This is a genomic window from Oscillibacter sp. KLE 1745, assembly GCF_000469445.2.
Lineage (GTDB): Bacteria > Bacillota > Clostridia > Oscillospirales > Oscillospiraceae > Oscillibacter > Oscillibacter welbionis.
In genome coordinates, this window is the sequence record NZ_KI271759.1 from 1 (window position 1) to 6,164 (window position 6,164).

At 62.0% G+C, this 6,164-nt stretch carries 3 protein-coding genes; all 3 read left to right on the top strand.

What is annotated here, in order from left to right:
- The first annotated feature begins 440 nt into the window (after window positions 1-440).
- Entirely contained in the window at window positions 441-1,868 is a 1,428-nt protein-coding gene (locus tag HMPREF1546_RS14690; RefSeq protein ID WP_021750397.1) for a sodium:alanine symporter family protein, read from the top strand.
- A gap of 89 nt (window positions 1,869-1,957) precedes the next feature.
- Entirely contained in the window at window positions 1,958-3,139 is a 1,182-nt protein-coding gene (locus HMPREF1546_RS14695) for a pyridoxal phosphate-dependent aminotransferase (RefSeq protein ID WP_021750396.1), read from the top strand.
- A gap of 96 nt (window positions 3,140-3,235) precedes the next feature.
- The coding region (gene nifJ, locus HMPREF1546_RS14700; protein WP_021752073.1) for a pyruvate:ferredoxin (flavodoxin) oxidoreductase at window positions 3,236-6,164 on the top strand (2,929 nt) is incomplete at its 3' end.

Consider the following 6,164-nt stretch of genomic DNA (forward strand, 5'->3'; position numbering starts at 1 on the left):
CTGACTTCTTCTGCACTTAATCTACTATCTTGCCTTGGCGATATCATAGAAACATTCTGCCTTGACAAATGTTTGTCTATATAATATCATAAATCATAAGGAAAGAAAACAGGATCCGTAATTTTCCGTGGAAATGCTTCGTGTCGGGCCGCAGTTGCGGCTTTGGTTTTTGACACAATTTTGGAAAATGATCCCGTTCTACGGAAAAGCTGCCGCTTTTTTGGATACATGTCCAGAAAAGACCGGCAGCTTTGACAATTCTACCCAAAGGAATCCGCTTCCACCATACGGAATTATTGGAAATCAGGCAAGTTATGCGGCTGGCCGCATATCGAATATAGGAGGAAAGGAGGAGCCGGGGAAGCCGCGGGGAAAGACTTCCCGACAGATGATTCAGCCAATCGAAAATGGAGCGCATGAAGTTATTTGGGAGGTAGAATATGTTTATCATCGACATCATGATGGCGATTTCCAACTGGCTGTGGGGATGGCCGCTTCTGATCCTGACATCCGTAGTCGCCGTGTACCTGTCCGTCCGCTTTAAGTTCTTCCAATTCACCAGGTTCGGACACGCCATGAAGAACACGTTCGGCAAGATCTTCGACAAGGGCGACGGCGAGGGCGATATTTCCCCGTTCCAGGCCTGCTGCACGGCGCTGGCCTCCACGCTTGGAGTGGGGAACATCGCCGGTGTATCGGTGGCCATCGCCACCGGCGGCCCTGGCGCCGTATTCTGGATGTGGGCCGTGGCCCTCATGGGCTTCATCGTGAAGTTTTCCGAGATCACCCTGGGCATGGCCTACCGGGAGCGGGATCCTGAGACCGGCAGATGGCACGGTGGCTTCTATTGGTATGTGCGCCGGGGGCTGGGCAAGAGCTGGAAGTGGCTGGGCATTTTCTGGGCTGTGATCCTGGGCTGCGCCATGGTGTTTGCGCCCGCCGTGCAGGCCAACTCTGTGGTGGAGGCGATTCGGGTCTCCTTTGACGTTCCCGGCTGGATCGTGGGCGTGATCTTTGCCGTCATCATGGCCGTTGTGCTGGTGGGCGGCATCAAGAGTATCTCCTCCTTTGCGGAGAAGGTGGTCCCCCTGATGGCGCTGGCCTATGTGATCGGCAGCATCTTTATTCTGGTAAAGTTCGGCAGCAACATCCCGCACGTCTTTGCGATGATTTTTGAGTACGCCTTTACGCCTATGGCTGCCACCGGCGGCTTTGCCGGCTCCACCGTGATGCTGGCCATCCGTTGGGGCCTGGCCCGCGGCGTGTACTCCAATGAGGCCGGCACCGGCATGGCGCCGCTGGCCCACTCCTCCTCTTCCGCCAACCATCCGGTGAAGCAGGGCCTGTGGGGCATCAGCGAGGTGTTCGTGGACACCATCATCGTCTGCACCATGACCGCTCTGGTGGTCCTGTGCACCGGCGTGTGGACCGAGGGCGGCACCGGCGCGGCCCTGACCGCCACTGCTTTCGGCGCCGGTTTCGGCAACGCCATCGCTGGCACGGTGTTCGTGGTGGCCATCATCACCTTCTTTGCCTTCACCACCGCGCTGGTCAATGTGTACTACGGTGAGATCTGCATGACCGTCCTGGGCGGCAAGAAGTTCATTCTGCCCTACCGGCTCCTGGGCTGCGCCTTCGCCATCATCGGCTCTGTGGGCGCCCTCAGTGTGCTGTGGAATCTCTTCGACTTCTTCTTCGGTGTGTGCGCCGTGTGTAACCTGGTGGTCTGCTTCCTGATGCGCAAGCAGATCGGCGCACTGATCAACGATTACCTGACCCGGCTGAAGTCCGGCAAGTGGGAGCCCACCAGTGAGGCGGCGGCCAACGCCATCCCGGAGCTGTGGGTGAACGACAAGGCTGCGAAGTAAGGAACTGCCTGCTGCGCATTCGGCGTGCCCGCTTTCGGAACGGGTGCGCCGGGTGCGCGTGAGAAGATGATCAAAAGGAGATGTTACCAATGGAACAGGAACTGCGCATTTCCCAGCGGGCGAAGCAGTATCCAGCGTCCGGCATCCGAAAGATGTTTGATCTGGCGGCCCAGTACCCGGAGGCGATCAAGCTGACGGTGGGCGAACCCAACTTCGACACGCCCCAGTACATCAAGGACGCGGCGAAGAGAGCCCTGGACGAGGGGCAGACCCATTACGCGCCCAACGCCGGCACCACAGAGCTGCGGGAGGCTGTGGCCGCCAAGTACCGGAAGCAGTACTGGGAGGGCTATACCAAAGACCACGTCATCATCACCGTGGGGGCCATGGAGGGCTTGTTCCTGGCCATGATGACGCTGCTGGACCCGGGCGATGAAATCCTGGTGCCGGATCCCTGCTTCCCCAACTACTACGGGCAGGCCAGCTGCATCGGCGCCAGAGCGGTGCCCGTCCCCACGTATGAGGAATATGACTACCGGATCCAAGCGGCGGATATCGAAAAGACCGTCACACCCCGGACCCGGGCGATCCTGCTGAACTCCCCCTGCAATCCCACCGGCGCGGTGCTGACGAAGGAGGACATCCTGGCCATCGCCAAGGTGGCGAAGACCCATGACCTGTGGGTGCTGACAGACGAGCCCTATGACGCCATCGTATACGACGGCATCCAGCCGTACAGCATGGCCCAGGTGCCCGAGATGCAGGACCGCGTGATGGTGCTGAACAGCTTCTCCAAGTCCTATGCCATGACCGGCTGGCGGATCGGCTATCTGGTAGCGCCGGAGCCGGGGTACATCAAGAAAATGGCGCAGCTGCAGGAGGGGGTGGCCTCCTGTGTGTCCACCTTCACCCAGGCGGCGGCGGTGGAGGCCCTGAAGAGCACGGCGTGCGTGGACCAGATGGTGGCGGACTACACCCGCCGCCGGGACATTCTGGTAGACGGACTCAACGCTATCCCCGGCATCACCTGCAAGAAGTCCGCGGGCAGCTTCTACGCCTTCCCCAACATCAAGGCATTCGGCAAGACCTCCCAAGCGTTTGCGGAGGAGCTGCTGGAGAACGCAGGAGTGGTGACGGTGCCCGGCTCCGCCTTCGGTGACATGGGCGAGGGCTATCTGCGGCTGGTATTCGCCAACTCCGACGAAAACCTGAAGGAGGCGGTGCGCAGGATCGCCGACTATGTGGCCCGGGCCTATCCCGGTATAAAGTAAGCTCCCTGGAGTGCCGTCCGCTGCCCCGGAGCGGGCAGCGGACGGTGTTGAGGCAATGAGAACAGACCAAGTGAGATCGAAAGGAAAACAGGAGACATGGCTAAGAAAAAACTAGTAGTAATGGATGGCAACACCGCCGCGGCGTACGCGTCCTACGCGTTCACAGAGGTGGCGGCCATCTTCCCCATCACGCCCTCTTCCGTGATGGCGGAGAAGGTGGACGAGTGGTCCGCCAAGGGGAGGACCAACATCTTCGGAAAACCCGTGGAGGTCATTGAGATGCAGTCCGAGGCGGGGGCCGCAGGCACCTGCCACGGATCCCTGCAGGCGGGCGCGCTGACCACCACCTACACGGCCTCTCAGGGCCTGCTGCTGATGATCCCGCCTATGTACAAGATCGGCGGCGAGTTCCTGCCCGGCGTGTTCCACATCTCCTGCCGGACTGTCAGTGCCCACGCCCTGTCCATCTTCGGCGACCACTCCGACGTGATGACCTGCCGAATGACCGGCTTCGGCATGCTGATGTCCTCCTCCCCCCAGGAGGCCATGGACCTGGGCGCGGTGGCCCACCTGTCCGCCATCGGCGGCCGGTATGCCTTCATGCACTGCTTCGACGGCTTCCGCACCTCCCACGAGATGCAGCGGATCGAGGCGCTGGACTATGACGACCTGGCCAAGCTGGTGGACTATGACCAGCTGGCGGCGTTCCGCAAGAACGGCCTGAACCCGGAGCACCCCTCCACCCGGGGCACGACGGTGAATCCGGACGTGTTCTTCCAGTGCAAGGAGGGCGCCAACGAGAAGATCGCCACGATCCCCGGCGTGGTCCAGCACTACATGGATGAGATCAACAAGCTCACCGGCCGGGATTACAAGCTGTTCAACTACTACGGCGCGCCCGATGCGGAGGAAGTCATCGTCATCATGTGCTCCGGTGCGGAGACGGTGAAGGACACGGTGGACTATCTGAACAGGAAGGGCCGCAAGGTGGGCATGGTGCAGGTGCACCTGTACCGCCCCTTCTCCATCCGGCATTTTGTGGATGCGATCCCCGCCACCTGCAAGAAGATCGCCGTGCTGGACCGGACGAAGGAGTCCGGCTCCGTGGGTGAGCCGCTGTATCTGGATGTGCAGAGCGCCCTGCAGCAGGCGGGGCGGAAGGACATCGTGGTGGTGGGCGGTCGGTACGGCCTGGCCTCCAAGGACACCACGCCCGGCCAGATCGTGGCGGTGTACGACAACCTGGCCAAGGAGGAGCCCAAGAACAGCTTCACCATCGGCATCGAGGACGACGTGACCTTCACCTCCTTGCCTTATGAGGAGATCGCCCTGGACTATCCCGGACAGGTATCCTGCAAGATCTGGGGCCTGGGCGGCGACGGCACGGTGGGCGCCAACAAGAACGCCATCACCACCATCGGCCTGGCGGCAGACAAGTACGCCCAGGCGTATTTCTCCTACGATTCCATGAAGTCCGGCGGTCTGACCCAGAGCCACCTGCGGTTCGGCGACCAGCCCATTCACGCCACGTATCTGGTGTCCGCGGCGGACTTCGTGGGCGTCCACGCGCCCACCTATGTGGACAAATATGACACCACCGCGGACCTCAAGGACGGCGGCACATACCTGCTGAACTGTCCCTGGAGCGCGGAGGAGCTGGAGGAGCGGCTGCCCGCCAAGATGAAGCGGGACCTGGCCAACAAGCACGCCAACTTCTACATCATGGACGCCACGAAGCTGGCTCGGGACCTGGGCCTGGGCAACCGGATCAACACGATTCTCCAGGCGGCCTTCTTCCAGCTGACCAAGGTGATCCCCATCGACCTGGCGGTGGAGGAGATGAAGCAGGGCAACTACAACTCCTACTTCAAAAAGGGCGGCCAGGAGATCGTGGACCTGAACAACCGGGCCGTGGACGTGGGTCTGACCGGCATGACGAAGGTGGAGGTCCCCGCCGCCTGGGCGGACGCCAAGGACGGCGCGCCGGAGGAGCTGAAGGGCACGGACTTTGTCAAGGAGATCGTGGTGCCCATGGACCGCCAGCACGGCGACAAGCTGCCGGTGTCCCTGTTCAAGAGGCACAACTGCCTGGACGGCACCTGGGAGAACGGCACCACCGCATACTCCAAGCGGGGCGTGGCCGTCACGGTGCCCCAGTGGAATCCCGACGTGTGCATCCAGTGCAACCGCTGTGCCATGGCGTGTCCCCACGCGGCCATCCGGCCCGTGCTGCTGACGGAGGAGGAGAAGGCCGGTGCGCCGGAATCCTTCGTCACCGTGCCCGCCAAGGGCCTGGGCAAGGACGCCCCTGCCTATTCCTTCCGGATGCAGGTCTCTCCCTACGACTGCCTGGGCTGCGGCGTGTGCCTGACCGCCTGCCCGGCCAAGGGGGCGCTGGAGATGGTGCCCTTCGAGACCCAGAGGGAGCAGCAGCCCAATTTCGACAACTACGCGATGAACGAGAAGCTGCTCAAGAAGGACATTATCAGCGACAAGAGCGTGAAGACGGCCCAGTTCGCCAAGCCCTACTTCCAGTTCTCCGCCGCCTGCGCGGGCTGCGCGGAGACCACCTACATCAAGCTGGTGACCCAGCTGTTCGGCAGCCGCATGTACGTGGCCAACGCCTCCGGCTGCTCCTCCGCCTACGGCGGTGCCATGCCCATGACGCCCTACTCCTGCGACAGCCGGGGCTTTGGACCCTGCTGGGAGCAGTCCCTGTTCGAAGACAACGCGGAGTTCGCCTACGGCTTCCTGCGGGCCCACGGGTCCATCCATGGGGAGGTGGAGCTGCGGCTGAAAGCCCTGAAGGAAAAGGGGGTGGCCGTATCTGAGATCGGGGAGTATCTTGCCAAGTGGCAGGACCCGGCCGTCACCCGGGAGGTGTCCGACGCGCTGATCGCCGCCCTGGAGAAGGCGGAGCCCACGGAGGAGGGCGCCTTTGTCCTGCAGAACAAGGAGTATCTGACCAAGAAGAGCGTGTGGGCCTTCGGTGGCGACGGCTGGGCCTACGACATCGGCTTCGGCG